Source organism: Micromonospora sp. NPDC005220, from assembly GCF_040607895.1.
Lineage (GTDB): Bacteria > Actinomycetota > Actinomycetes > Mycobacteriales > Micromonosporaceae > Micromonospora.
This window is the reverse complement of the sequence record NZ_JBEXHP010000030.1, coordinates 13,558-37,745: the sequence shown is the minus strand read 5'-3', so window position 1 is coordinate 37,745 and position 24,188 is coordinate 13,558. Positions and strand designations below refer to the sequence as shown.

General features: G+C 73.2%; 17 protein-coding genes. 8 read left to right on the top strand and 9 right to left on the bottom strand.

Translation table 11 applies throughout. From position 1 onward, the window contains the following. Nucleotides 1-59 precede the first annotated feature (59 nt). Entirely contained in the window at nucleotides 60-1,982 is a 1,923-nt protein-coding gene (locus ABZU52_RS14800) for an anthranilate synthase family protein (RefSeq protein WP_354971567.1), read from the bottom strand. A 206-nt stretch (nucleotides 1,983-2,188) separates the two neighbouring features. Here ABZU52_RS14800 and ABZU52_RS14795 point away from each other — a divergent pair, with 206 nt between their 5' ends. The 3 genes from ABZU52_RS14795 (at nucleotide 2,189) to ABZU52_RS14785 (ending at nucleotide 6,657) form a co-directional block, all read left to right on the top strand. Further along, nucleotides 2,189-3,601 carry an FGGY family carbohydrate kinase gene (locus tag ABZU52_RS14795; protein WP_354971566.1) on the top strand — a complete coding sequence of 471 codons (1,413 nt, stop codon included), beginning with the start codon at nucleotides 2,189-2,191 and terminating at the stop codon, nucleotides 3,599-3,601. 99 nt (nucleotides 3,602-3,700) lie between these two features. Further along, complete coding sequence (locus ABZU52_RS14790; protein ID WP_354971565.1) at nucleotides 3,701-6,238, top strand: nitrate- and nitrite sensing domain-containing protein; 2,538 nt, start codon at nucleotides 3,701-3,703, stop codon at nucleotides 6,236-6,238. Between the two features lie 5 nt (nucleotides 6,239-6,243). Continuing rightward, complete coding sequence (locus ABZU52_RS14785) at nucleotides 6,244-6,657, top strand: roadblock/LC7 domain-containing protein (protein WP_203148617.1); 414 nt, start codon at nucleotides 6,244-6,246, stop codon at nucleotides 6,655-6,657. A gap of 80 nt (nucleotides 6,658-6,737) precedes the next feature. On the opposite strand, the gene ABZU52_RS14780 is transcribed toward ABZU52_RS14785, so the two are convergent. Further along, complete coding sequence (locus tag ABZU52_RS14780; RefSeq protein ID WP_354971564.1) at nucleotides 6,738-8,081, bottom strand: GH1 family beta-glucosidase; 1,344 nt, start codon at nucleotides 8,079-8,081, stop codon at nucleotides 6,738-6,740. 845 nt (nucleotides 8,082-8,926) lie between these two features. On the opposite strand from ABZU52_RS14780, the gene ABZU52_RS14775 reads away from it, so the two are divergent. Further along, a complete protein-coding gene (locus tag ABZU52_RS14775; protein ID WP_354971563.1) occupies nucleotides 8,927-11,833 on the top strand; it encodes a glycoside hydrolase family 48 protein in 2,907 nt (968 codons plus the stop codon). 338 nt (nucleotides 11,834-12,171) lie between these two features. Here the strand turns inward: ABZU52_RS14775 and ABZU52_RS14770 are convergent, their stop codons facing one another. Further along, complete coding sequence (locus ABZU52_RS14770) at nucleotides 12,172-12,789, bottom strand: DUF3159 domain-containing protein (RefSeq protein ID WP_354971591.1); 618 nt, start codon at nucleotides 12,787-12,789, stop codon at nucleotides 12,172-12,174. A 212-nt stretch (nucleotides 12,790-13,001) separates the two neighbouring features. Here ABZU52_RS14770 and ABZU52_RS14765 point away from each other — a divergent pair, with 212 nt between their 5' ends. Next, nucleotides 13,002-13,889: a phosphatase PAP2 family protein gene (locus tag ABZU52_RS14765; protein WP_354971562.1), complete on the top strand. Its 888-nt coding sequence runs from the start codon at nucleotides 13,002-13,004 to the stop codon at nucleotides 13,887-13,889. 8 nt (nucleotides 13,890-13,897) lie between these two features. Continuing rightward, complete coding sequence (locus ABZU52_RS14760) at nucleotides 13,898-14,566, top strand: maleylpyruvate isomerase N-terminal domain-containing protein (protein ID WP_354971561.1); 669 nt, start codon at nucleotides 13,898-13,900, stop codon at nucleotides 14,564-14,566. A gap of 62 nt (nucleotides 14,567-14,628) precedes the next feature. Here the strand turns inward: ABZU52_RS14760 and ABZU52_RS14755 are convergent, their stop codons facing one another. Together ABZU52_RS14755 and ABZU52_RS14750 are read right to left on the bottom strand one after the other, a co-directional pair. Then, on the bottom strand, nucleotides 14,629-15,492 hold the full coding sequence (locus ABZU52_RS14755; RefSeq protein ID WP_354971560.1) for a DUF1028 domain-containing protein: 864 nt from the start codon (nucleotides 15,490-15,492) through the stop codon (nucleotides 14,629-14,631). Between the two features lie 47 nt (nucleotides 15,493-15,539). Further along, nucleotides 15,540-16,760, bottom strand: a complete 1,221-nt coding sequence (locus ABZU52_RS14750; RefSeq protein WP_354971559.1) for a low temperature requirement protein A — start codon at nucleotides 16,758-16,760, stop codon at nucleotides 15,540-15,542. Nucleotides 16,761-16,914: 154 nt separating this feature from the next. Here ABZU52_RS14750 and ABZU52_RS14745 point away from each other — a divergent pair, with 154 nt between their 5' ends. After that, nucleotides 16,915-17,898 (top strand): LLM class F420-dependent oxidoreductase, encoded by a 984-nt coding sequence (locus tag ABZU52_RS14745; RefSeq protein ID WP_354971590.1) that lies wholly within the window; start codon nucleotides 16,915-16,917, stop codon nucleotides 17,896-17,898. After that, a complete protein-coding gene (locus tag ABZU52_RS14740; protein WP_354971558.1) occupies nucleotides 17,895-18,686 on the top strand; it encodes an SDR family oxidoreductase in 792 nt (263 codons plus the stop codon). The genes ABZU52_RS14745 and ABZU52_RS14740 overlap by 4 nt, the downstream gene beginning before the upstream one ends. A 4-nt stretch (nucleotides 18,687-18,690) precedes the next feature. Here ABZU52_RS14740 and ABZU52_RS14735 read toward each other — a convergent pair whose 3' ends face one another. From ABZU52_RS14735 to ABZU52_RS14720, 4 genes are all read right to left on the bottom strand, one after another. After that, complete coding sequence (locus ABZU52_RS14735) at nucleotides 18,691-19,494, bottom strand: class I SAM-dependent methyltransferase (protein WP_354971557.1); 804 nt, start codon at nucleotides 19,492-19,494, stop codon at nucleotides 18,691-18,693. Between the two features lie 124 nt (nucleotides 19,495-19,618). Continuing rightward, complete coding sequence (locus ABZU52_RS14730) at nucleotides 19,619-22,006, bottom strand: transglutaminaseTgpA domain-containing protein (RefSeq protein WP_354971556.1); 2,388 nt, start codon at nucleotides 22,004-22,006, stop codon at nucleotides 19,619-19,621. After that, nucleotides 22,000-23,166: a DUF58 domain-containing protein gene (locus tag ABZU52_RS14725; protein ID WP_354971555.1), complete on the bottom strand. Its 1,167-nt coding sequence runs from the start codon at nucleotides 23,164-23,166 to the stop codon at nucleotides 22,000-22,002. The genes ABZU52_RS14730 and ABZU52_RS14725 overlap by 7 nt, the downstream gene beginning before the upstream one ends. A 14-nt stretch (nucleotides 23,167-23,180) precedes the next feature. Continuing rightward, nucleotides 23,181-24,176 carry a MoxR family ATPase gene (locus tag ABZU52_RS14720; protein WP_124777372.1) on the bottom strand — a complete coding sequence of 332 codons (996 nt, stop codon included), beginning with the start codon at nucleotides 24,174-24,176 and terminating at the stop codon, nucleotides 23,181-23,183. Between the last annotated feature and the right edge of the window lie 12 nt (nucleotides 24,177-24,188).

Here is a 24,188-nt window from a genome sequence, read left to right as displayed (position 1 = left end):
GGGGCTCTCGGCCCGTCCCCGCCACCGGTCCATCCAGCCCTACCCCCGGACCAGGCTGACTATGCGCCTTTACGCGTCGCGGACAGCTCGTCCGGGCTTGACGCGGGTAGCAACTCGGTCACCAGCTCGCTCAGCACGGCGAGCCCGTCCGGGCTGAGCACCGACTCCGGGTGGAACTGCACCCCGGCGAAGCCGCGCCCCCGCAGGGCGTGCACGGCGCCGTCACCCGGGTCCCGGGCCAGCTCCACCGGCCCGTACGCGGTGGCCAGCCGGTCGGCGTCGGCGCGGGCGGTGAAGGTCGAGTAGAACCCGACCCGGCGGGTCCGGCCGAACACCGGCACCTCCCGCTGCAACCCCTGATAGGGCGCCTCCCGGCGGTGCAGCGCCAACCCCAGCAGCCCGGCCAGCACCTGGTGGCCGAGGCAGACGGCGAGGGTGGGACGGCCGGTGGTCAGCAGCCCGGTCAGCAGTTCCCGCAGCGCCACCATCTTCGGCGCGTCCACGCTGCCCGGGTCGCCCGGTCCGGGACCGGCCACCACCAGGTCGTAGTCGTCGACCGGGCCGCCCTCGTGCCACGGCCGGGTGGTCACCGCGAGACCCAACGCGCCCAGTTGGTGGGCCAGCATTCCGGTGAAGGTGTCCTCGGCGTCCACGATCAACACCCGGCGGCCGACCAGGCCGGGCAGTCCGGGAGCGTCCGGTGACCGCTGGTCCAGCCAGAACCGCGCCAGCGGCGCGTTACGCGCGGCCAGCGCGTCGCGTACCGCCGGGTCGTCGGTCATCCGCGCGACCAGCCCGCGGTCGCCCACGGACGCCGCCGGACCGAGGCCGAGCGCGGCCAGCACACCGGCGGCCTTGGCGTGCGTCTCGGCCACCTCGCCGGCCGCCGTCGAGTGTCGGACCAGGGTCGCGCCGACCGGCACCCGCAGTCGGCCGGTGGGGGAGATCTCGGCGGTACGGATCAGGATCGGGGCGTCGAGCGTCTGCCGACCGGCCTCGTCGTGACCGAGCAGCGCCAGCACACCCCCGTAGTAGCCCCGGCCCCGGCGCTCGTGCCGGGCGATCACCCGGCAGGCGTTCTCGATGGGGCTGCCCGTCACGGTGGGGGCGAACATCGTCTCGCGCAGCACCTCCCGCACGTCACGGGTGCCCCGCCCGGCGAGCAGGTACTCGGTGTGCGCCAGGTGCGACATCTCCTTCAGGTACGGCCCGACGACCTGCCCGCCGTGCTCGGCGACGGTGGCCATCATCTTCAGCTCCTCGTCGAGCACCATGTACAGCTCTTCGATCTCCTTCGGGTCGGCGAGGAAGCGCAGCAGGGCCGGCCGGTCGACGACGCCACCGGGGCAGCGGAAGGTGCCGCTGATGGGGTTCATCATCACCAGTCCGTCGTCGACGCTGACGTGCCGTTCCGGGCTGGCCCCGACCAGCGTCCGCGCGCCGGTGTGCACCACGAAGGTCCAGTAAGCGCCGCGTTCGCCGATCAGCAGCCGGCGCAGCGCGGCCAGCGCGGCCCTCAACGGTGGGCCCTGCACGGTGGCGTGCAGGGCGCGGTGGATGACGAAGTTCGCGCCCTCGCCGCGGCCGATCTCCTCGGACAGCACCCGCTGCACGGTCCGCGCGTACTCCTCGTCGCTGACGTCGAAGCCGGCGTCGGTGGTGTGGACCGGTTCGTCGGGCAGAGCGGCGAGCGCGTCGGCAAGCGTGATCCGCTGGTGCTCGCGGACCTGGAGGAACTCCAGCGGGGCGCCGTCGTCGACGCAGGCGAAGCCGCGTTCGGTGATCTGCCGGTACGGCACCAGGGCCAGCGTCCGTGCCCCGGCAGGACCCGGCGGCAGTGGTATGTCGGTGAGCCCTTCAACGGTGTCGACCGGGCCGGTGAACAGGTCCAGTTCGTCCGCGCCGTCGCGGCGCAGCAGCGCGAACGGGCCGGGGTCGACGCCGTGGGCGACGGCGGCGAGCAGGTCGGTCAGGTGGGTCATGGGGTGTCTCCGTCGGGCTGGGCGCCGCCGTCGGGCGGCCCTCCGGCCGGGGAGATCCGGCGACCGCCTCGATGGCGGCCGCGTGGTTGGAGCTACGCGCGGGAGATGGCCGCCGGGTCGGCGGGCCACCAACTGGTCAGTTGCGCGAGCATGCGATCCACCCTACGCGCCCGTCGGCCGGCTGGCACGGGGTAACTTGACCGGCGATGAACATTCTCGCGCTCGACCTGGGCACCTCCTCGGTACGCGGGCTGGTGCTGGACGCGGACACCCAGCCGCTGCCCGGCGCCCTGGCCCGCCGCAAGGTCGACCTCGCCATCGGCGACGACGGCACCGGCACGCTGTCTGCTCGGGACTATCTGGCGAGCCTGGTCGAGTGCCTGGACGAGCTGGCCGACTCGGGGCACCTGCACGACGTCAGCCTGGTGGCGATCTCCGCCCAGTGGCACTCGGTGCTCCCGCTGGACCGCGACGGCGCCCCCCTGGGCCCGGTGGTCACCTGGCTGGACACCCGGCCCGCCCCGGTCGGGCGTACCGCCGGGCCGGCCGACCCGGACAGCTTCCACCAGCGCACCGGCTGCTGGTGGCACCGCTCGTACTGGTCGATGCGGTTGCCCTGGTTGCGCGCGCAGTCCGGCACCCCGATCGCCCGGTTCGTCGGTCTGCCCGAGTACGTGCTGGGCGAGCTGCTCGACACCGCGCCCATGTCGATCTCCCAGGCCTCCGGGACCGGTCTGCTGGACCTGCGCACCCTGCGCTGGGACGAGGAGGCGCTGACGCTGGCCGAGGCGCGACCGGGGGACCTGCCGCCCCTCGGCGAGCTGGACTGGCACGGCCGGCTCCGGGTCGACCTGGCCCGTCGGTGGCCGCAGTTGGCGCAGGCCCGCTGGTCACCGCCGGTGGGTGACGGTGGGGCGTCGAACGTCGGCTCGGGCTGCGTCGACCCGAGCCGGGCCGCCGTCACAGTGGGCACCTCCGCCGCCGTACGGCTGATGCAGCGGATCCCGGCCGGTGAACCGATGCCCCGCCTGCCGGAACGGTTGTGGCGGTACCGGGTCGACCACGACCACGTGGTGACCGGGGCCGCGTACGCCAACGGGGGCAACCTCTTCGCCTGGGCGGACCGGGAGCTGCGGTTGCCCCGGGGCGCCGAGCTGGACGCGGCGTTGGCGCTGGTGCCGGCGGGTGGTGGCCGACCGGCGAACCCCCGCTTCGGTGGCGACCGGGCGCCCGGGCTGGCGCCGGCGGGCAGCGGTGAGCTGCGCGGCCTCAGCTTCAGCACCACCTCCGTGGACATGCTGGCCGGGCTGATGCAGGGGCTGTGTGAGCTGGTCGCCGAGGATCTCGGGGTGCTGGAGTCCACAGTCGACAAACCGGTCGGCGTGGTGTTGGGCGGCGGTGCGGTGGCCGCCTCGGTGTGGTGGCGGCAGGCCTTCGCGACCGCGCTCGCGCCGCGACCGGTGGCGCATCAACGCAACCCGGAAATCGGCGCCACCGGTGCCGCGTTGGTCGCGCTGGGGCGCTTCGGTGACGCGATCGAGCTCGCCGACATCGGCCGGACGGACGAGCTGGTTTTACCGACCACGGCAGGACGTTCCCACCCGCAGTATCCTTCCTGAACCTTGGCCTCGCCCGGGCCGTTGACAGCGGTACCGAGCCTGGTTGGATGGACTGCGCTCCCCCGACCGCGGTGGACGCGGTAGGACGGAGGAAGCAGGGTGGCGGCAGGTCCCGACCCGTCGAACGGCACGGTGTCGAACCATCGCCGGCGCCGCTTCGACGTCCGAGTCGTTCCGCATCGACGGCGGTCGCCGTTCCGGCTGCGCGACTGGCGGATGAGCACGAAGCTCGCCACCGTGCTGGTGGTGCCGTCGATGGCGTTCCTCCTGCTCGCCGGGGTGCAGACCAGCACGCTGGTGGGGCGGACCACAGCGTTGAACGACTTCTCCAGCCAGGTCGGCATCGGCCGGCAGATCACCGCGGCGGTGCACCAGCTCCAGCAGGAGCGCGACCGCTCGGCGGGGGAGCTGGGTGACCTGCGTAGGGGCGGTGACCGGCAGACCGCGGAAAATGACCTGAAGCCGTTGCAGGCGGCCACCGACAAGGCCATCGTGGACCTCAGCCGGGCCGCCGAGCCCCTGGCCGACGCGGACGCGTCCTGGCGGGTCGCCTTCTCCGAGGCGTTGGAGGCGTACGACCAGGTGGTCGACATCCGTCCGGCGATTCCGCCGGCGGTACTCAGCAGCGACACCATCCTGAGCAACTACCACCGGGCCGTCGGGGCGCTGCTCGACCTGCTCGCCGAACCGACGCCGGGTCAGAACCAGCCGGCGTTGAACGACGCGGTGCTGCGCTACGTCCAGCTGGCCCGGGTGAAGGAGCTCTCCTCCCGGGTGCGGGCGCAGCTCTACGCCGCAGCCCGCGCCGGTGCGTACGGCACCGAGGACCGGGTGGTCCTCGCTGACCTGCGTGGCCAGCAACTCACCGCGCTCGGCGCGTTCCGGGTGGCCGCGACCAGTGATCAGATCCGCCGCTACGACGAGACCTCGGTGTCGCCGATGTTCCTGCTCGCCACCGGGTTGGAGGAGCGCAGCCTCTCCTCCGGCGGGGCGTCGCCGCAGGTGTTGCCGTCGGAGCAGTGGTGGTCGGCCAGCCAGCAGCGCCAGGAGCTGCTGCGCCAGCTTGAGGCGGGTGTGCTGGACGACGCCGTGCGGCAGGCCGAGGAGGCCAGCGACGACCAGCTGCGCACGACCCTGCTGGTCGTCGGTGGGATCGTCACGGTCCTGCTGGCCGCCCTGCTGATCTCGCTGCTCATCGGGCGGTCGGTCGCCCGGTCGATGCGCCTGCTGCGCAGCCAGGCGCTGCGGATCGCCCAGATCGAGTTGCCGGACGCCCTGGACCGGCTGAAGACCGTCACCGGCGGGGTGCCCCGCATCGAGGTCGCGCCGGCGGTGGTCCGCTCGCTGGACGAGATCGGCGAGCTGGCCGAGGCGTTCGTGGCGGTGCACCGCAGCGCGGTCACGGTCGCCGTCGAACAGGCGATGATGCGGCGCAACGTCAACGCGATGTTCGTCAACCTGGCCCGCCGCAGCCAGGTGCTGGTGGAGCGCCAGCTGGAGCTGCTGGACGACCTGGAGCGCGAGGAGAGCGACCCGGACCAGCTGGAGAACCTGTTCAAGCTCGATCACCTGGCCGCCCGGATGCGCCGTAACGACGAGAGTCTGCTGGTGCTCGCCGGCACCGACTCCACCCGCCGGTGGAACCGGCCGGTCGGCCTCGGTGCGGTGCTGCTGGCCGCCGCGGCCGAGATCGAGCAGTACCAGCGGGTCCGGATCGAGTCGGTGGCCGACGTGCACGTGGTCGGGCACGCCGTCGGCGAGCTGGTGCACCTGCTGGCCGAGCTGCTGGAGAACGCCACCGCCTTCTCCCGCCCGGACACCGTCGTGGTGGTGACCGCCCGGCTCGGAGCGGGCAGTCCGCTGGTCGAGATCGTCGACCATGGTCTGGGCATGAGCCCGGCCGCGCTGGTGCAGGCGAACGAGGTGCTGGCGAGCCCTCCGGCTGCGGACGTCGCGACGGTGGAGCGGATGGGGCTCTTCGTGGTCAGCCACCTGGCGGCCCGGTTGGGCCTCCGCGTGCGGTTGGAGGGCGGCGAGGACGGCCTGGTCGCCCGGCTCGCCCTGCCCGCGGAGTTGCTGGCTGCGCCGGGCAACGTGGAGCTGGACGCGCCCCCGTCGGCGCGGATGCTGGCGGCGAGCGCGGCGCGCGGGGCGGCTCCGCCGCCCGGGGCGGTCCGGCAGGCCGCTGCCCCGATGCCGGGCGGCGCGGTGCGGGACCTGCCGGTGGCCGGCCGCCCGCCGGGCGTCGGCGTGCCGCGTCAGGGCCGCCCGATGCCGGTGCGCGCCGAGGACGTGTTGACCCCGGCCGCTGCGCGCGGTGCCGGCGGGGGCTGGTATTCGCGGCAGGGCCCGACCGCGCCGGCGGCGCCCGCACCGGCGGCGCCGCCGACCATCCCGGTGACCGCCGGCACCAACGAGCGGGGACTGCCGGTGCGGGTGCCGATGGCGCAGTTGAGCGCGGTCACCCGTTCGGCACAACCGACGACGGCACCGACCCGCACCGACCCGGACCCGGAGGCGGTCGGCGGCATGCTCTCGCGGCTCTACAGCGGGGTACGGCGCGCCGAGGCTGAGGACACCACCGAGATATCCGTGCCACCGTCCGGGGGGCACGACGAAGGGGGACGACGACAGTGACGACGTTGAGCCAGGAGGCGCGTGACCTGAGCTGGCTGGTGAGCGCGTTCGCGGAGCGGGTGCCGGGTGTGGCGCACGCGGTGGTGGTCTCCTCTGACGGGTTGCTGGTGGCGATCTCCGATCACCTGCCCCGGGACAACGCGGACAAGCTCGCCGCGGTGACCTCCGGGCTGATGAGCATCACCGCGGGCGCGGCCCAGATGTTCGACGGCGATGTGGTCAAGCAGACGGTGGTCGAGATGGGTCGTGGCTACTTTCTGGTGATGCAGATCCGCGACGGTTCGATTCTGGCCACGCTGGCGGCCGGTGACGCGGACATCGGTGTGGTGGGCTACGAGATGGCCCGGCTGGCGAAGCAGGCGGGGGAGATGCTCACCCCGGCCCTGCGGGCGGAGTTGCAGCAGGCGTTGCCCCGCTGAGTGTGCCGGCCGTGGCCCGGACGGTCACCGGCTCACCCGAGCCGAGCCGTCCGGGCCCGGCCGTCCGGGTGGCGACGCGTTCAGAAGCCGCCGTCGGCGATGACGGAGCGGTACCAGGTGGCGCTGTTCTTGAGCACCCGCCGCTGGGTGGCGTAGTCCACGTAGACCAGGCCCCAGCGCTGCTCGTAGCCCTGGTCCCATTCGAAGTTGTCCATCAGTGACCAGACGTGGAAGCTCTCCAGCGGTACGCCGTCGGCGATGGCCCGGTGCGCGGCGGTGAGGTGGTCGCGGAGGAAGTCGATCCGACCGGTGTCCTGGACGGTGTCGTCCGCGCCCAGCGTGTCCGGTGTGGGCAGCCCGTTCTCGGTGATGGTGAGCGGGATCGGGCCGTAGTCGCGGGTGATCCGGGTCAGCAGGTCGTACATCCCCTCGGGGTAGATCTGCTGCCACTCGGCCTCGGAGGTTGCCCAGCGGTGCGCGGTGCCGCCGTCGGCGGTGACGTAGATCGGGGTGTAGTACTGCACGGCGAGCAGGTCGATCGGCGCGGAGATGATTTTCAGGTCGCCGTCGCGGATGCCCTGGACCATCCGGCTCTGCGGGCCCAGGTCGGCCAGCAGGTCCTCCGGGTAGCTGCCCTTGAGCAGCGAGTCGAGGTAGAGGCGGTTCTCGTAGCCGTCGTAGAGGTGGGCGGCGGCGGCCGCCTGCGGGGAGTCGTCGGTGGGGTAGCAGGGGTGCAGGTTCAGTGCCGGGCCGATCCGGCTGTCGCTGCCGCTGGCCCGCAGCGCGCCGACGGCGAACCCGTGGGCGAGTTGCAGGTGGTGGGCGACCAGGTAGGCGGCGTCCGGGTCCTGCCGGCCGGGGGCGTGGTGGCCGGTGAGGTAGCCGTTCTGCACCACCGTCTTGGGCTCGTTGATGGTGAGCCAGGCCGGCACCCGGTCGCCGAGGGCGCGGAAGACCACGTCGGCGTAGTCGGCGAAGCGGTGGGCGGTGTCGCGTGACTCCCATCCGCCGGCGTCCTGTAGCGCCTGCGGGAGGTCCCAGTGGAACAGGGTGGCCATCGGGGTGATTCCGCGTTCGTGCAGACCGTCGAGCAGACGGCGGTAGAAGTCGAGGCCGCGCTGGTTGGGCGTGCCGGTGCCGTCGGGCTGGATCCGGGGCCAGGAGATGGAGAAGCGGTAGCTGCGCAACCCGAGGTCGCGCATGAGGTCGAGGTCCTCGGCGTACCGGTGGTAGTGGTCGATGGCCACGTCGCCGGTGTCGCCGTTGCGGGTGCGCCCCGGGACGCGGCTGAAGGTGTCCCAGACCGACTCGCCGCGCCCGTCCTCCTTGGTGGCGCCCTCGATCTGGTACGCGGAGGTGGCCGCGCCCCAGCCGAAGTTGTCCGGGAAGCGCAGCGGGCCGGCGGGCCCGATAGGTATCGACATGGATTCTCCTCATGGATACGGGGCCACCGCCGAAAGATTCGGGAGCGCTCCCATGATAGGGCAGACGCTGCCGGCCGGTCAGCCGGCCGTCATGACGGCCGGCGCTGGCGGGTGGGAGGCGGTGTGTGGGCCCCGGGCAGCGAACGAGGCCGTCCGGGCGGCGCGGCGCGCCTGTCCCGTCGGCCTCTTTTCCTATCGTGTACGGGGGTTTAGTGTGGGGACGGGGGAGGGCAACCCCCGTCCCCACCGTAACTGCACACACACGGGCGGAATTTAGGTCCTGCCGTGCGTGTCGCGCGGGAGCCGGGCCACGCGAGTGGCTCTGGTTCCACCTCCCTCCCTGTGGCGGGACGATGGCTGACGACGGCGTCCGGGCTGGCCCGTCGTCGGCCCTCGGTCTGGTTCCCTGAGCTCGTCAGAGACGACCCCAGCGATCTTCTTGTTGGAACCTTGTCGATGGAAGCGCTCCCATCGACCGATGTTGCGACTGTAACGCCCGTCACGCCTTTGTGAAAGCCCCAAAACGAGATCGAAACAAGGAGCTGATCCGGCGCTCCGCGCGCTTGTTGTGGGAGCGCTTCCATGGCACACTGTCGATTCGACGCGACAGGAGCCACATCGCGCGAGTGCGGGTCCACCGAGGGCAACCGGCAGCACCAGCTCCGGTCACGGTCACCCAATCAGCCGGCGGGACCCCCTCCCGTGCGGGCCGCACCGCCGTAACCCCGGCCGGGCCCGGGGAAGACCACCTTCCCGGCGCCTCGACATCCCCGCGGACCACCACCCTCGCGGGCAGGCGCCTCGCCGGGGACCATCCCGGCCTGGTCCGAGGAGACACCGCGCACATGAGACAACTGGCAATACGCCGCCGCGTGGCGCTCGCCGCCGCCGCGCTGCTCGCCATCGGCGGGGTGACAGTGCCTGCCGGCGCCGCACAGGCCGCGCCCGCCTGCGACGTGGTCTACGCGACCAACGACTGGAACACCGGCTTCACCGCCAACGTCACCATCAAGAACCTGGGCGACCCGATCAGCAACTGGACGCTCAAGTGGACCTTCCCGAACAGCGGCCAGCGGGTCACCCAGGGCTGGTCGGCCAGGTTCAGCCAGTCCGGCAGCGAGGTCACCGCGACCAACGAGTCGTACAACGGCAACCTCGGCACCGGGGCTTCCACCACCATCGGCTTCAACGGCGCCCACACGGGGAGTAACCCGAAGCCCACCGCGTTCACCCTGAACGGCACCCCCTGCAACGGCACCCCGGCCAACCGGCCGCCGACGGTCTCCCTCAGCCTGCCGACCGGGCCCTTCACCGCGCCGGCGGACGTGCCGCTGACCGCCACCGCCAGCGACCCGGACGGGACGATCAGCAAGGTCGAGTTCTACCGCAACGGCCTGCTGATCAACACCGACACCAGCGCTCCGTACGCCTACACGCAGGAGGACCTGCCGGCCGGCAGCTACACCGTCCAGGCCAAGGCGTACGACAACGCCAACGGCATCGGGGTCGACGAGAAGGCGTTCACCGTCGGCACCGCCACCGGCCCGACGCTGATCGCCACCCCGTCCGCGGTGAGCGTCAACGAGGGTGGCACCACCACCTTCAACCTGAAGCTCAGCGCCGCGCCGACGGCCAGTGTGCCGGTCACCCTCACCCGCACCGGCGACTCCGACATCACGGTCTCGCCGACCAGCGTCACGCTGACCTCGAGCAACTGGAACACCGGGGTCACCGTCACGGTCGCCGCGGCGGAGGACACCGACACCGTCGGCGGCGCCGCCACCATCACCGCCTCCGCCACGGGCCTCGCTTCGCTGGCGGTCACCGCCACCGAAATCGACAACGACACCCCGGGCGGCGACAACGCCTACATCAAGAAGTTCCTCGACCAGTACGGCAAGATCAAGAACTCGGGCTACTTCAGCCCCGAGGGCGTGCCGTACCACTCGGTGGAAACGCTGATCGTGGAAGCACCCGACCACGGTCACGAGACCACCTCGGAGGCGTTCAGCTTCTGGCTCTGGCTGGAGGCGAACTACGGGCGGGTCACCCAGAACTGGGCCCCGTTCAACAACGCCTGGACGGTGATGGAAAAATATATAATTCCGAATCATTCAGACCAGCCAACGGCTGGCTCCGCGGGCACCCCGCAGTACGCGGCGGAGTACAACCTGCCCAGCCAGTACCCCTCGGCGCTGAACCCGAACATCCCGGTCGGGCAGGACCCGCTCCGCTCGGAGTTGCAGTCCACCTACGGCACCGGCGACATCTACGGCATGCACTGGCTGATGGACGTCGACAACACCTACGGCTTCGGCCGCTGCGGTGACGGCACCACCAAGCCGGCCTACATCAACACCTTCCAGCGGGGCACCCAGGAGTCGGTGTGGGAAACCGTTCCGCAGCCGTCCTGCGACACCTTCAAGCACGGCGGTCAGTACGGCTACCTCGACCTGTTCGTCAAGGACACCGGCGCCCCCGCCAAGCAGTGGAAGTACACCAACGCCCCGGACGCCGACGCCCGCGCCGTGCAGGCCGCGTACTGGGCGCTGACCTGGGCCAAGGCGCAGAACAAGCAGGCCGACGTCGCGGCCACCATCGCCAAGGCCGCCAAGATGGGCGACTACCTGCGGTACGCGATGTTCGACAAGTACTTCAAGAAGATCGGCAACTGCGTCGGGGCCAGCACCTGCCCCGCCGGCAGCGGCAAGGACTCGGCGCACTACCTGCTGTCCTGGTACTACGCCTGGGGCGGCGCGTACGACACCAGCCAGAACTGGTCCTGGCGGATCGGCTCCAGCCACAACCACTTCGGCTACCAGAACCCGTTCGCGGCCTGGGCGCTGACCAACACCCCGGAGCTCAAGCCGCAGTCGTCGACCGCCGTCGCCGACTGGACCAAGAGCTTCGATCGGCAGCTGGAGTTCTACACCTGGCTGCAGTCCGCCGAGGGCGGCATCGCCGGTGGCGCCACCAACAGCTGGGACGGTAGCTACGCCCAGCCGCCGGCCGGCACCAGCACCTTCTACGGCATGTTCTACGACGTCGACCCGGTCTACAACGACCCGCCGTCGAACCAGTGGTTCGGCATGCAGGCCTGGTCGATGCAGCGCATCGCCGAGCTGTACCTGCAGACCGGCAACGCGAAGGCCAAGGCGCTGCTGGACAAGTGGGTGCCGTGGGCGATCGCCAACACCACTCTCGGCACCAACTGGTCGATCCCGTCGGACATGGCGTGGACCGGTCAGCCGACCACCTGGAACCCGTCCAACCCGCAGCCCAACACCAACCTGCACGTCCAGGTCACGGTGAAGGGCCAGGACGTTGGCGTCACCGCCGCCTACGCCCGGACCCTGATCGCGTACGCGGCCAAGTCGGGCAACGTGGCGGCGAAGGACACCGCCAAGGGGCTGCTCGACGCGCTGTCGGCCGCCAGCGACGCCAAGGGCGTCTCCACCACCGAGAAGCGTGGCGACTACGGGCGCTTCGATGACGTCTACAACGCGTCCACCGGGCAGGGCCTCTACGTCCCGCCGGGCTGGACCGGGAAGATGCCGAACGGCGACGCCATCGCCGCCGGCAAGAGCTTCCTCGACATCCGGTCCTTCTACAAGAAGGACCCGGACTGGCCCAAGGTGCAGGCCTACCTGGACGGTGGTCCGGAGCCGAGCTTCAACTACCACCGGTTCTGGGCACAGGCTGACGTCGCCATGGCGTACGCCGACTACGGCAGCCTGTTCCCGAACGGCTGAGACGACCCGGGGTGGGTGGCGTGCACCGCCCACCCCGGGGTCCGGCCCGGGTCCGGGGAACGACGGACCGGGGCCGGCGGACGGCCTGACACCCACGGTCAGGCCGGGGTGGGCCGGCCATCTGGCCGACGCAGCGGATCGGTCGGCCCGCCCCACCGCCCGGACTGAAGCCAGCCGCGAAAAAGCCCAGAATTTCGGGCCGTAGCGGGATCACACCGAGGTCCGTGACGGAGTAACGTACGTCACCGGAGAGGCCGCTCCCCCCGTGGCGGCCTCTCCACTTTTTTGCCCCGGCTCCGGGCGCTTCTCCGCCCCGGGGCCGGCCGTCCCCGGCCGGGTCAGCGCGGCGGCGCCACCGGGTGACGCAGACCCGGGTGCCCGGCCGGCAGCGACCGCCGCAGCACCACCCAGCTCAGTGCCAGCGCCGCCGCGACCAGCGGCCAGGTCAGCGCCACCCGGGCCACCACCAGCGCGAGCACCTGCCCACCCAGGTACAGCGGCACGAACACCGCGAGCCGCAGCAGGTAGGTCGCCGTCCACACCCAACTGGCCCGGCCGTACCCGCGCAGCAGCACCGGGTCGCGCCGCCACCGGGCGCGCTGGCCCAGCACCGCACCGACCAGCACGCCGAGCAGTGGCCAGCGCACCACGATGCTGACCGTCCACGCCAGAGCGCTCGCGGCGTTGGACAGCACCTGGATCAGAAAGAAGTTCTCGGCCCGGCCGGTGCGCACCGCGATCAACGCCGCGACGCAGACGGCCAGCAACCCGATCAGCACCGAGCGCGGGCGGTCACCCCGACGCAGCCGTACGCCGGCCACCACCGCGCCCACGGCCAGCGCCGCGCCGACCCCGCCCCAGAGCGACTCGCCGCCCAGCAACCAGCCCACCGCGAACGCCAAAGGCGGCAGAGTCGCGTCGATGGCACCGCGTCGCCCGCCCAGCAGGTCCGTCAGCGACTCGGCCCGCGCCGACCCACCCGGACCGACGTCGGCCCGCGCCGGCTTACCCGGACCGACGTCGGCCGTGCGCTGCTCCGGACCGGGTTCGGCCGGGCCGCTGTCGCGTTCCGGTGTTCCGCTCACCACCGCCTCCTCGCCTCCGGCACAACCTAACCGGCGACTGACGGCGGGCCACCGCTTGGACCGCTGACACCTGCCGCTACGGTGTGCGGATGCGCGCGACGGCACGGGGATGGACCGCGGTCTGGTTGGTCGTACTGGCCCTCATCCAGGCGGCCGCCTTCCTCGCCGTGTGGCGGGTGGCGGTGCACTTCGAGATCGGGCAGTGGGTGGACACTGTCGCCCTCACCGGCAACCGGATCGGGCAGGACACCATCGACGGTCCGGTCGACCGGATCCTCAACGCGATGTCGGTGGTCTCGCTGCTGGCCGCCACCGCGACGATCGGGTTCATCGCGCTGCTCCGGCGGCGGATCGCCCTGGCGATCACCGCGACCCTGCTGATCGCCGGAGCGAACGTCACGACCCAACTGCTCAAGTACGGGCTGAACCGGCCCGACTACGGCCTCGACCCGGAACGCGCCGCCGTCGGCAACAGCCTGCCCAGCGGGCACGCCACGGTGGCCGCCTCGGTGGCGGTCGCGCTGATGCTCGTGCTGCCGCGCAAGGTGCGGGCCGCCGGTGCCTTCATCGGTGCCGCCTACGCCGCCGTCGCCGGAGTCGCCACCCTCTCCGCCGGCTGGCACCGGCCCAGCGACGCGGTCGCCGCGTACCTCGTGGTGGGTGTGTGGGCGGCGCTGGCCGGGCTGCTGCTGTTGGTCACCCAGCGGGAGCGGGCCGAGGTCGCCCCGGGCGACGCGCACCGGCTCGCGGCGCTGGTGCTCGGGCTCGGCGGGGTGCTCGCCCTGGTCGCCTGCGGGCTCTCCCTGTCCTGGTTGCTCGACCTGCGCGACACCGGGCCGGAGGAGTTGGCCCGCCGCCCCCTGTTCGTCGGGTACGCGGGCAGCGCCGCCGGGATCGCCGGCACGATGGCCGTGGTGATGGCGTTGGTGCTCAGCGTCGTGCACCGGCTGGTGCCCCGGGTCAAGGGCTGAGCCGTCCGATGGAGCGGGTCCGCGCGGCGTTCTCCGCCGAGTGCGCGCGGTTCACCGAGATCCTGGCCGAGCTGACCCACGATGATCTCAGCCGGCCCACCGACTGCCCTCCCTGGAACGTCCGGGACCTGATCGGGCACGTCCGCACCGGGGTCGGCCGACTGACCGACATGCTCGCCGCGCCCGCCCCGCCACACGCCGAGGTGGACGCCGCCGGCTACTTCGGCACGGCGAAGTTCACCGCCGAGGTCGACGCCGACCGGATCGCCGACGGCCAGCGGGACGCGCTGCGGGTGGACCGGGCGGCGCTGGCGACCGAGTTCGACCGGGCCTGGCGGGCCACCGAGGCGGCGGTCGCCGCCGCGCCGCCCGACCGGGTGGTGCGAACCCGGCACGGCGACGCGATGCGCCTCGGCGAGTTCCTGCGGACCCGGGTCGTCGAGGTGGGCGTACACGGGTTGGATCTGGCCGCCGCGCTGGGCCGGCCCCCGTGGCTCACCCCACCGGCGGCCGTGGTCATCGCCGAGCTGCTCACCGGCGGACGACCGACACCGGCCGGGTTGAGCTGGGACCGGCTGACCCTGATCCGCAAGGCCACCGGCCGGGCGGTGCTGACTGTCCCGGAACGGGCCGCGATCGACGCCGCCGGCTTCCGGTGGCTCGCCTTCGGCCGCTGACCCCTGGTCCTTGCCCGACCGCGGCCGTCAGCGGCGGCTGCCGTCCCGCTGGCGCTGCCGGGTCAGCTCGCCGAGCGGGGCGCGGGGACGTGCGGGGCGACACCGCGCAGGTGTGTCAGCACCACCGGGTCGATCCGCCCCGGCACCAGCCGCTCCTCCAGGTTCTCCAACCCGGCCCAGGAGATCAACGCCGCTTCCGTGCCGTCCTCGTGCACCGGATGGCCGAGCGCGCCGAGCAACGCCGCCACCTCGGCGGCGACCGCGCCGCTCAGGTCGAGCAGGGTGGCCGGGTCGGGCCGGCCGAACAGCATGGTGTGCACCGTGAGCAGGCGACCCAGCTCGGCCACCGGGTCCGGGTGGTCGTCCACCCGAAGGTCCACCACCACGTCGCTGGTGCCGCCGTACCCGCCGCCGCGCTCGACCACCAGCAGGCCGGCGCTCTGCCGACCACGCCGGTCGCCGCCGGCCTCGTCGCCGGCTCGCAGCGCGGCGACCAGCCGCTCGGCGAACGGCAGCGCGGTTCCCGCCTGCCAGGCCGCACCGAGCGCGTCGACGACCTCCGGCCCGGTGAGCACATTGCCCTGCGCGGCCCAGCCGTCGCCGGTCCGCCCGCCGGCCCACAGATGGCAGGCCGGCCCGGTCCAGGTGGCCCCCGAACCGCTGGCCCCGACGACGCCGAGCTGGCGGTGTTCGCGCTGGGGGTCGGCGGCGATCAACCCGGCCACCACGTCGGCGGCGGCCACCCCGGTCCGTAGCAGGGTGAGCCCCTGCGGGCGGTAGGCGAGGTTGACGTGCGCCTGGGTGGCCAGCGCGCCGACCTCGGCGGCGGCGGCCGGCACCAGCGCCCCGGCGGCGAGGAACTTGCTGGCGACGGCCACGCCGTGCAGGCGGCCGTCGGCGGAGCGGGCGACGAGCGAGAAGGTCACCGGCCGAGAGTAACCCTGCGCGCTGCCGCGGCATTTACGCGCGACGCTCAGAAGGGTGGCGCGGCGGCCTCCGGTGGTGCACCGCGGGCCCGACGGGCGTCGGCCACCGCGACCGCGGCCAGCACCAGTGCCCCGACCGCTGTCGCGATCACACCGGGCAGGTGCAGCAGCGGCACCGACGACAACAACAGCACCGTGAGGGCGATCCACCGGGACGGGGAGACCCGCGCGAACACCTCGTACTCCAAGCGGGCCCGGCCGGCCAGGAACAGGACCGGGCCACCGAGCACCATGGCCAGCCACGCTGCCGGGATCCGCTCCAGCGGATCTTCGATGATCAGCTCATATCCGATCGCGGTGGAAGCGAGACCGATCACCATCACCAGGTGGGTGTCGGCCGCGGAACGGCCGATGTTGGCGGGGTGCCGGGCCTTCGTCACCGCCTCGCCCAGGATCTGCCCGGCCCGCTGCACGTAGATCCGCCACAGCACGATCGAGGTGGCCAGCGCCAGCGCGAACGCCCAGGCGTGTCCCTCTTCGTACGGCCCCTTGCTGTACGCGAAACCGGCCACCAGGATCGTCTCGCCCAGCGCGACGAGGAAGAACTGTTGATACCGCTCGGCCAGGTGATCCCCGGCGATCTCCCACTTGGAGACCGTCGAACGGCCCAGGCCGGGCACCGGCCAGCCGAAGCGGGCGGCCAGGTATTCGATGGCCAGCGCCGCCGACCAGAGCACCACCTGCGCGTTGATGCTCAGCATCGCGCCGCTGATCCACAGCACCCCGCTGACACTGAAGATCACCGCCATCCGCACCTTCAACCGGCGGTACGGGTGCGCGCCCAGCGCGATCGACAGGATCACCGGCCGGGTCACCTGCGCGATCACGTACGCCACCGCGAACATCAGCGCGGTCTCGCTGAACGCCCGAGGGATCGCCACCCCCATCAACATGCTGCACACCAGAGCGGTGATCACCACGGTCTGCAACGGCGCCCGGTACGGGTCGTACCGGCTGGTCGTCCACGCGGTGCCCTGCCAGACCGCCCAGAGCGCCAGCAGCAACAGCAGTGTCTTGCCGCCGCCGGTGACCGTTGCCCAGGTGTGCTCCGGGCCCGGGTCCAGAGTCAGATCCTCGAACGCTCGCGCTGAGATCCGGGTGAGCGCGAAGACGAACACCAGGTCGAAGAAGAGTTCCAGAAACGTCGCCCGGCCGGGCGTGGCCGCGGCTGGCACCGGCTCCAGGTGTCCCGCCGCCCTGGAACCCATGGTCAGCGGCCTGCGCCGTCGGTCCGGTCCACCTCGAAGTGGTAGCACTTCCCACCGGCCGGTACGGCCGGAAACCGGCGATTCTGCCCAACCCGGGGATCTTGCTCGGGCCCGCGTCAACGGGCACGATCGATCAGTGACGAATCGATGGGGCATGACCGTGCCGTTGGGCGGGATCGCGCTGGCGCAGCACGACGCGGCCTACGCGGCCCTCGACCGGGCCGGGTTCACCGACGTGTGGTCGTCCGAGGTCGCCGGGACGGACGCGTTCACCCCGCTGGCGCTCGCCGCGGCCTGGCAACCCGGGCTGCGACTCGGCACCGCGATCACGCCGGTCTTCACCCGGGGCCCCGGGCTGCTGGCGATGAGCGCGGCGGCGCTGGCCGAGGCCGCGCCGGGCCGGTTCTCGCTCGGCATCGGCGCGTCCTCACCCGTGCTCGTTCGGGACTGGAACGCGGTGCCGTTCGACGAGCCGTTCCGCCGCACCCGCGACGTGCTGCGTTTCCTGCGCGCCGCGCTGAGCGGCGAGACCGTCGACGAGGTCTACGACACCTTCGCCGTCCGCCGGTTCACCCTGGAAAGGCCCCCGGCGGTGCCGCCGACGATCCTGCTCGCCGCGCTGCGCCCGGGGATGCTCCGGCTGGCCGGCGCCGAGGCCGACGGGGTCATCCTCAACTGGCTCAGCGCCGACGACGTGCCCCGCGCCCTCGCCGAGCTGGGTGAGCGCCGCGCCGGCTTCGAGGTCGCCGCCCGGATCTTCGTCTGCCCCACCGAGGACACCGCGTACGCCAGGGCGCTGGGCCGCCGGCTCATCACCAGCTACCTCACCGTCGGGGCGTACGCCGAATTCCACCGTTGGCTCGGCCGCGACGAGGCGCTCGCGCCGATGTGGGCGGCCTGGGCTGCCGGTGACCGGCGCGGTGCCAACGCGGCGGTGCCCGACGAGGTGGTCGACGCGCTGGTGCTGCACGGCTCACCGGAGCGGTGCCGCGCCGAGGTGCGCCGCTACGCCGACAACGGGGTGGACGTGCCGATCATCGCGCTGCTACCCACCCCCGAGGTCACCGCCGGCGGCGCGACCGCGCTGCTCGGCCTCATCGCCCGGTTGGGCACGACCGTCGTGGAGGCGTCCGCGTGAACCTCACCGACCGGATCGTGGTGGTCACCGGCGGGGCCGGCGGGATCGGCGCGGCGCTGTCGCGCCGGTTCGCCGCCGAGGGGGCCGCGGCCGTGGTGGTCGCCGACCTGGACGCCGACTCGGCCCGCGCGGTGGCCGAGGGCATCGGCCCGGTCGGGCACGGCCGCGCCCTCGACGTCACCGACGAGGAGCAGGTCCGCGCGCTGGTCGCCGACACCGAGCAGCAGTACGGCCGGATCGACCTGTTCTGCGCCAACGCGGGGGTGACCACCGGCGGGGGAGTGGAGGTCGACGACGCCGGCTGGGACCGCGCCTGGCGGGTCAACGTGCTGGCCCACGTCTACTCGGCCCGCGCGGTGCTGCCCGGCATGCTCGCCTGGGGCGGCGGGCACCTGCTGCACACCTGCTCGGCGGCGGGTGTGCTGACCGCGGTGGGCGACGCCGCGTACACCGCGACGAAGCACGCCTCGGTGGGGTTCGCGGAGTGGCTGGCCATCACCTACCGGGACCGGGGCATCCGGGTCAGCGCGCTCTGCCCGCAGGGGGTGGACACCCCGATGCTCGCCGACGGGCTCGCCGACGGTCACCTCGGCGCCCGGGTGGTCGCCGCGTCCGGCGCGGTGCTCACCCCGGACCAGGTCGCCGACGCGGCCATCGCCGGGCTGGCCGAGGAACGGTTCCTGATCCTGCCGCACCCCGAGGTCGCCGACTACGCGCGCCGCCGCGCCGAGGACCCGGACGGTTGGCAGGCCGGCATGCGCAAACTCGTCCGCCGGCTGACCGCCTGACGCGTCAGCGCACCGGAACGCGTCCGGTGGCCAGGAGATGCGCGCTCGAACTGATCAGCGCCGGTTCGCTGCTGTAGAGCCGGGCGAGGTCCAACGCCGCGGCGAAGACCACGTCCTGCGCCGGCCCGTTCGCCGCTGCCTCCGCTGCCGTCCAGGCTGGACCCTCCACCCCGTGTACGACGACGTCGGTCAGCCCCGCGGCCGAGAACTCGTCGGTGATCTCCTCGACCCGGTGGAAGTAGGCGTGGGTGAACCCGATTTTTGGATCGTTGACGCCGTCGGTGAGCAGCGCCCTGGCCTCGTCGAGCAGTCTCTCGTCGAGTCGTCCGGTGGCGGCGAAGTCCAGCGGGCCGGCGAACCGGGAGATGACGGCGGCCACGACGAGACCGCCGGGGCGGGTGACCCGGACCGCCTCGCGTAGGGCCTGTAGCCGGTCGGCGCGGCGTACCAGGTGGTAGAGCGGGCCCAGGAGCAGCGCGGCGTCGTACCCGTCGTCGGCGTCGGGAAGCGCCCGCGCGTCGGCCACCTGTGCCTCGACCGGAGGGTGCCCACTGGCGGCCTGCGCGACGTGGTTCGGCACCAGGTCGACGAGGCGTACCTCGTAGCCGGCGACGACGAGGGCGCGCGCGTACTCGCCGGTGCCGCCACCGATGTCCAGCACCCGGGCACCCGGACCGGGCAGGAGATCCCGCAGGAGCTGCATCGTGCGGATCCACTCCAGTCGCGCCTGCGGCCTGCGGGTGAGCCGCTGGTCCTCGCGGTAGCGCTGCGTGTAGTAGTCGACGATGTCGCTCGAATGCTGATCCACCCCCTGATGGTCATCGTCGCGGGTCCACACCGCCACCGTGTTTCCCCCTCCCCCCGGGGGCCTGCTGCCGGTGATCAAGAAGTTTGCGTCAGGAGTGGGTTCGCAGTTGACGCAAAGCTCTTGATCACCGCGGGGAGCGGCGGGGGCGGCGCAGGGGTCCGGGGTGCACGGACCAGAGCAGGCGGCGCCACCAGGGGCGGGCCGAGCGCAGGGTGGTCACGTAGGCGGTGGCCACCTCGGCAGCGCGAGCCGCCTGGTCGGGTGTTGCGGCGCCGGGGGCGAAGCCCACCTGATTGAGCAGGGCCGCCAGCTCGTCGACGGCCGCACCGGACGCGTCTGCCGCTGCTGTTCGTTGGACCTGGCCTCCCTGCCGGCCGCGGCGGTCGCCGAGCGGCGCGGCGGTGTCCGGATCGGCTGGCCCACCGACCACGTCACCTCGGCTTCGGCCGAGGCGGGCGTCGGCGAGGGTCTGCCGGGCGTGCCCGGCGACCTCGGTGGCGGCCAGGTCGTCCCCGACCGGTCTGCCGGCCAGCCGGAGCGCGTCGGTGACCTCCCGCCAGGCGCCGGCGATGCGCTGGCCGGGGTCGCCCCGCACGAGCCGACTGCGGGTCAGCGAGCGGCGCATCGTCAGCAGGGTGAGCAGGAGTGCCCCCACCACCAGCAGCAGACCGCCGCTGCCACCGGCGACCAGCACCGGAGTGGAGAGCCCGGCCGGGCCGGGCGGGGCGTCGGCGGCGGCCACCGGCTCCGGCGAGGCGCTCGGCTCCGTGGTCGGTGCCGGCGCCTCCGACGGCGGCGGGTCCTCCGGCGTCGGGCGGAAATCCTCCTCCACCGGTCTCGGCTCGTTGTCCGGGCGGGGCATCGGGTCGAACGGCACCCACCCCAGCCCGTCGAAGAGCACCTCCGGCCAGGCGTACGCGTCGCCGGCCAGCACCGGCCCCTGCCCGCTGGTCCGGAAGCCCACCACCACCCGGGTGGGCAGCCCGGAGAGCCGGCCGAGGACCGCGAACGCCGCCGCGAACTGCTCCGAGGTGCCCTCCTGCCCGCCGCCGTTGCGGGGCCCGAACAGGAAGAAACCCAGATTCGGGTACGCGTGCCCGCTCGGCGCGTCCGCCACCACCCGGTAGTGCTCGGCCAGGAACTGCTCGATCGCCGACGCCCGCGCGAACGGCGCGCCGTTCTCCTCGGCGAGCTGCGCGGCCAGTCGGCGCATCGGGTCGGGCACCCCGTCCGCGACCCGCAGCACCCGGGCCACCTCCTCCCCGGCGGGCACGTTGGCGGTGGGCAGCAGGTTCGACTCCGGGCGTTCCTCGGCGGAGGTCACCGTGTAGCGCAGCCCCGGCGTCAGCCCCTCGGGCCGGATCAGCGTCCCGCTCGCCGGGTCGTACGCCACCCGCGCCCCGCTGACCTCCCGGGGCGTCGCCACCGCGGGTAGCAGACCGCCGCTCAACTCCGCCACGCTGATCTGCTGTCGGACCGTCTGCACCGTGCTGTCCCGGGCCGGGGTCGCGGCCGGCAGGATCCGCCCAGCGTTGCGGTACGTCGCGCCGACCCGCCAGGTCACCCCGTCGTAGTCGCTGAGCACCGCCAACCGGATCCGCACACTGCGCGCGGTGTCCGCCGCCGGGTCAGCCTCCGGCGCGGCACCAGCGGTGCGTTCCGTGCTCACGTCGAGGAGCTTCTGCTCCGGGTGCAGCGCCCAGCCGGAGATCCGGACCAACGGGTTCTCGTCCAGCGTCTGCACCTGCGGCGGCTCCACGTACCGGCGCGGGTCCACCGGCCGGCCGTCGACCTGCTCGGCGACGACCGGGCCGAGCAGCGCGACCAGCCCGACCACCGCTGCCACCCCGAGCGCGGCGCTCATGGCCAGCCGCAGCCGCACCGCCGCGCGTACCCGAGGGGTCAGATCGGCGGTCGGATCGCCGCCGCTCGCCGCGGCTCGGGTGGGGGTCGCCAGGCCGACCGCCGCGACCGCGACGAACGCCAGCGTCGACCCGACCGCCGGTTCGGCGTTCGGGCCGACCACGTAGAGAGCGCCGACGTAGAGCCCCGCCGCCGGCAGGTAACCCAGCAGCACCCTGCCCGTGCGCAGCGCCACCTCCGCGCCGGCCAGCCCGGCCAGCCAGGCGGCGACGACCGGCACCAGCACCGTGTCCGGGGTGGGCTCCACCGGGATCATCGCGGTGAGCAACCGGGGGATGCCGTTGCGGGCGGCGTCCGTGGCGACCTCCAGCAGGCCGCCCGGCAGCTCGGCGCGGGTGGCGGCCAGTCGCAGCGACCACAGTGTCCAGCCGGCCATCGCGGCCACCGACACCGGCGCCACCAGCCAGGACGGCAACCGTCGGGCGGCCACGCTGACCAGCACCGAACCCGCCGCCGCGCCGATCACCAGCCAGGTCAGCAGACTGCCCGCGTACACCCGGCCGAGCACCACCCCGGCGAGCGCCGTCAGCCCGATCAGCGCCAGCGGCAGGACCGCCGCCCGCAGCACCCGCACGGCGCCCGTCACCACCGGCGCACCCCGTCCCACTCGGCGGCGAACTGCGCGCCGTCCGCCGCGTCGACGACCACCAGGCCGGCGGCGCCCGGCGGCGTCGGGTCGGCCGCGCCGAACACCCCGACCACCACCGACGGGTACGCCCCGCGCAGCGCCCCCACATGCCCCAGCTCGTCCCGGCCACCCGGCCCGGTCAGGAAGATCAGCGTGTCGCCGAGGCGGTCCTGCCGCAGCCGGGTGGTGGCCGCGCGCACCGCGTCAGCGTCGGCGGACAGGTCGGCGGCGGCGAGCCGATCCAGCGGCCCGAGCGCGGTCTCCCCGCCGGGCGGTTCCGCGTCCGCCGGGTCCGCCGCGACGAACAGCAACAGCACCGGCAGGTCGGCGCGGTGCGCGGCGGTGACGATCGACGCCGCCGCCTCACAGGCCGACTCGAACGACTCCGCCACCCCGCCGACCCGCTGCGGGTGCGCGGCGACGCGATTGTCCAGCAGGACGACCAGGCGCGGCAGGCTGGTGTCCACGTTCTCCCGCACCATCAGCTCACCCACCCGGGCGCTGGTGCGCCAGTGCACCCGGCGCAACTCGTCGCCGACCACGTACTCCCGCAGCGAGTCGAACGTGATCGACCCGTGCGGAACGCCGTCCACCCGGCCGTCGAGGCTGCGCCCCGCGCCGCGTGGCACCGCCGTCAGCGGATGGATCCGAGGATGCACCCAGACCGGCACCGCCGCGCCGTACGGGCGGGCCAGCGCCACCAACCCCAGCGGGTCGCGCCGGGTCACCCGCAGCGGACCGACCGGCACCACCCCACGACGGTCGGTCGGCACGTCGTAGCGGACCTCGGTGTCCCGGCCGGGCCGCAGGCGCAACACCGGCACCGGCACCGTCCGCTCCCCGCACCGGTCCTCGGCCAGCAGGTTCGCCGACCGCAGCCGCCCGGTGTTGCGCACTGTCACCGTCATGCTCGCCGGCTCCCCGCGGGCCACCCGGTCCGGGTCCGCGCGGCGGGTCACCGTCAACCGGGGCCGCCACGCCGCGACCAGCGCGGCGTAGCCGACGGCCGCGCCGGCCGCCGCGCCGAGCAACGTCAATTCGGGGTACGCGAACCGGAAACCCGCACCCAGCAGCAGCACGGCGGCGACGAGCAGCCCGACCCCACGGGCGGTGATCCCCATCGCGTTGCTGCCGGTCAGCCCTGCACCGGAGCGGGTTGCCCCGACGGCAACGGCACCGGCACCGAGGCGACGGCCTGGCGCAGCACCTCGGCAGGGGTCATCCCGCGTACCTGGGCGTCCGGGGTGAGCAGCAGCCGGTGCGCGAACACCGCCTCGGCGAGCGCCTTCAGATCCTCCGGCATGATCCAGCCCCGCCCGTCGATCAGCGCGTACGCGCACGCCGCGCGGGTCAACGCGATCACGCCCCGGGGGCTGACCCCGACGCGTACCTGCGGGTGGGTGCGGGTGGCCGCCGCCAACCGCACCGCGTACGCGTAGAGCGGCTCGGCGATGTGCACCCGGCGGGCCATCCGGACCATCTCGCCGACGGTGGCGGTGTCGGTGACCGGGGCGAGCGCCTCGGGGGACCGCACGGTCGCGCCGCGCAGCACCTCGACCTCGACCGCCTCGTCCGGGTACCCGACGGACAGCTTCACCAGGAACCGGTCCAACTGCGCCTCGGGCAGCCGGTAGGTGCCGTCCATCTCCACAGGGTTCTGGGTGGCCACCACCAGGAACGGCGACGGCACCGGGTGGCGCACCCCGTCCACAGTGACCGTCCGCTCCTCCATCACCTCCAGCAGCGCCGACTGGGTCTTCGGCGACGCCCGGTTGATCTCGTCGGCGATGACGATGTTGGCGAAGACCGGCCCCGGATGGAACTCGAAATCCCGGGTCGCCTGGTTGAAGATCGTCACGCCGGACACGTCCGAGGGGAGCAGATCGGGCGTGAACTGGATGCGCCGCCACTCGCCCTTCACCGTGGCGGCGATGGCCCGCGCCAGGGTCGTCTTACCGACCCCCGGCACGTCCTCCAGCAGCACATGACCCTGGGCGAAGAGCGCGGTCAGCGCCAGCCGCACCACTTGCGGCTTGCCGAGCACCACCGCGTTGACGTTCTCGGCCAGCCGGGCGGCCAGGGCGGCGAAACCCTGCACCTCCGGCTGGGTGAGCGGCTCGTGGGTGTTCACGGTCGGCGGTGC